5 protein-coding genes and 1 pseudogene are annotated in these 2,759 nt (G+C 33.2%); 5 read left to right on the top strand and 1 reads right to left on the bottom strand.

What is annotated here, in order from left to right:
- Positions 1-123 precede the first annotated feature (123 nt).
- The gene (locus tag D8804_RS10490) at positions 124-498 is read left to right on the top strand and encodes a TMEM175 family protein (RefSeq protein ID WP_260472356.1); all 375 of its coding nucleotides are present in this window, start codon (positions 124-126) and stop codon (positions 496-498) included.
- 612 nt (positions 499-1,110) lie between these two features.
- On the opposite strand, the pseudogene D8804_RS09870 reads toward D8804_RS10490, so the two are convergent.
- Positions 1,111-1,299: pseudogene (locus D8804_RS09870) on the bottom strand (hypothetical protein).
- Positions 1,300-1,475: 176 nt separating this feature from the next.
- Here D8804_RS09870 and rpsP point away from each other — a divergent pair.
- From rpsP to D8804_RS10160, 4 genes are all read left to right on the top strand, one after another.
- Positions 1,476-1,748 (top strand): 30S ribosomal protein S16, encoded by a 273-nt coding sequence (rpsP, locus tag D8804_RS09875; protein WP_000268760.1) that lies wholly within the window; start codon positions 1,476-1,478, stop codon positions 1,746-1,748.
- Between the two features lie 19 nt (positions 1,749-1,767).
- Positions 1,768-2,007 (top strand): RNA-binding protein KphA, encoded by a 240-nt coding sequence (kphA, locus tag D8804_RS09880; protein ID WP_000379617.1) that lies wholly within the window; start codon positions 1,768-1,770, stop codon positions 2,005-2,007.
- 43 nt (positions 2,008-2,050) lie between these two features.
- Positions 2,051-2,395, top strand: a complete 345-nt coding sequence (locus tag D8804_RS09885) for a MazG nucleotide pyrophosphohydrolase domain-containing protein (RefSeq protein ID WP_125399640.1) — start codon at positions 2,051-2,053, stop codon at positions 2,393-2,395.
- On the top strand, positions 2,385-2,759 hold a 375-nt coding region (locus D8804_RS10160; RefSeq protein ID WP_125399641.1), incomplete at its 3' end, for a hypothetical protein. The genes D8804_RS09885 and D8804_RS10160, both read left to right, overlap by 11 nt.

The raw sequence follows: 2,759 nt of genomic DNA on the forward strand, positions 1-2,759 counted from the left end.
AGATACATGTTTTTTAGTGTATCTTGTTTGTACTCAAAGTATGAAATGAATATCTAATATTTAAGATTAATAAATATTATACGATGAGATAGAATGCTACAAAATGAAAGGTGATGTAATCTGATGAAGAAAGATAGATTAATTGCATTGACAGATGCGGTTCTAGCAATTATAATGACTATCCTAATCTTAGAATTAGAAAAACCAACGACACCAAGTCTTCAAGCTTTTTGGGATTTACGGCAAAATTTCTTTGCTTATTTTCTTTCCTTTTTCTGGTTAGGATCGTTATGGATGGCACTAAACACACTATGGGAAAAGGTTGAGAAAATTTCCCCACAAATTGTTTGGTGGAATTTGTTTCTTTTATTTTTTGTTTCATTTATGCCCTATGCTACTGGAATCGTTAGTAGTCATTTCATGAACCATACGGCACAGCTCTTTTATGGACTGATCGTTATTGTTTCAACGGTAGCAAACTGGTTTTTCATAAAGTAATTGATAAACCCAATATAGATCAGAAAGAATTACTTGAAGCTACCGCACAATATAGAAAGTTATTGATACCTGACCTAATAATTAAAGGAGTGGGATTGATTCTATCCTTAATTCTCTATCCTCCGATTATGATGTATAGTGTTTTAATTGCGGCATTTTACATCATAACTTTAAAAACACTATCTGAAAAAAGAGTGAATAACTAAAAAACGGTGACCAAAGTTAGGTGTATTATTTTAATGATTACAGACCTAAACTATTCCCCTATTTAGAATCTATTAATTCATATTTTATAAATTAATTAGTAGATATCGTTCTTAAAATCCTTGATATTTCGCTGTTTTTAGTTCAACTGAAACGCATACTTTCCAAACCAGATTTTAAGAAAGCTCGTAAAGCTAGGTAGTTTTCTAAACGTTAAAAACTAGCTACAATACAGCATTTACAACACTTCATGGTTCACACCATGGGGTGTTTTTGATGATTTTAAGCAAAATTCACACCATTTAATTGAAAGTTATTTAAATTAGATGAAAATTTATTTTCTGAAAAAGTGGGAAAACATTGATTTTAAGCGAATTTTGAATCATATTCGAATGGGAGTTTTTAAAATCATGTTTCGGTTGTAAAAGTGCCAAAGTTGATTCTCCATAGGAGAATGATATCTCCTGCTAGTAAATCATCTGCTAATAGGTCCATGTGTCATTTGGGAACGGGCTTGAGATTTAGTAGCCAAGCTTCGACATCACGATTAAGAGAGATATAGGGCTTGACAGGGTAGTTATCAAAAGTAGTATTCATAAATTTTTTCTTTCTAATTTATCTCTATTAGTCTAATAAATTTCTAAAAAATTTAAAAATTTTTAACTCTGTCAAGTTTTTTTCTTGACACCTGTCAGAAATCTGCTATAATAGAACATGTGCTAAATAGCTCAGCTATTTCACCGAAATAAAAAATAAGAAAAGAGACTTTAAAAATGGCAGTTAAAATTCGTTTGACTCGTATGGGTTCTAAGAAAAAACCTTTCTACCGTATCAACGTAGCAGATTCACGTTCACCACGTGACGGACGTTTCATCGAAACAGTTGGAACTTACAACCCACTTGTTGCTGAAAACCAAGTGACTTTGAAAGAAGACCGCGTTCTTGCATGGTTGGCTGATGGAGCTCAACCTTCAGATACAGTTCGCAACATCCTTTCAAAAGAAGGCGTATTGAAAAAATTCCACGATTCTAAATTCTCAAAATAAGTTTAAAGTAGGTTGACAGATGGATACGATTGAAAATCTCATTATTGCGATTGTGAAACCTTTAATTTCACAACCAGATGCCTTAACTATCAAGATCGAAGACACACCAGAGTTTTTGGAGTATCACTTGGATCTTGACCAAAGCGATGTCGGTCGTGTAATCGGTCGTAAGGGTCGCACTATCTCAGCGATAAGAACGATTGTCTACTCTGTCCCAACTGAAGACAAAAAAGTAAGAATCGTTATCGATGAAAAATAAAAAAAGCGGGACAGATGTCTCGCTTTTTTGTGAGGAGGAGAAGATGAAGGATTTAACATTTAGACAATTACAAGCTTACTTACTCGAACATTACCAGCAATCTCGAACTGAGGAAGGCCTCTTTATCAAGCTAGTGGAGGAAGTCGGAGAAGTAGCCGAGGTCTTGAATGGGCGCTCTGGTCGAAAAGAGGGTGTCCAGGACTCAAACGACGAACTAGCCAAAGAACTGGCTGATATCATTCATTACACCGTCGCAATCGCGGCTATCAACGATATTGACCTAACCAAAACCATCTTTGACAAAGATAAGAAGGCTGCCATTAAGTACCAACATGAACGAGATTTGGAAGGCTTTTTGAAGGGAGATTTGAGAAATAATGGACACTGACTATTTTTTAAAAATAGACTGGGCGATGTATATTGATTGGTTATTGCGAATTATACAGATTTCGACTTTTATCGGTGTAATTTTAAAAATTAGTTTCCAGAATAAGGCCTATATTAATAATATCGAAATTCAGGAAATTAAACCAATCGAATTTGATTCCTTACATACGAGATTTCATCATATTTATGAGTTTAAACATAATAAAAATGATAAACATTATAACCATTTGATTTTTTATCCAAAAGAAGTTGATATTGAAATTGTAGAATTTTATTCTTTAATCTATGATTCAAAAAGTAATCGTTTAGTCGTTCATGATAAAATACATACAGTTAAAAATTTAAAAAATTATACATGCCTATTA

Source organism: Streptococcus oralis, assembly GCF_003944215.1.
Lineage (GTDB): Bacteria > Bacillota > Bacilli > Lactobacillales > Streptococcaceae > Streptococcus > Streptococcus oralis_BI.

What these genes read in the sequence shown, in the direction of transcription:
- D8804_RS10490 (WP_260472356.1), top strand. Translation starts at nt 124, where the DNA reads ATGAAGAAAGATAGATTAATTGCATTGACAGATGCGGTTCTAGCAATT.
- rpsP (WP_000268760.1), top strand. Translation starts at nt 1,476, where the DNA reads ATGGCAGTTAAAATTCGTTTGACTCGTATGGGTTCTAAGAAAAAACCT.
- kphA (WP_000379617.1), top strand. Translation starts at nt 1,768, where the DNA reads ATGGATACGATTGAAAATCTCATTATTGCGATTGTGAAACCTTTAATT.
- D8804_RS09885 (WP_125399640.1), top strand. Translation starts at nt 2,051, where the DNA reads ATGAAGGATTTAACATTTAGACAATTACAAGCTTACTTACTCGAACAT.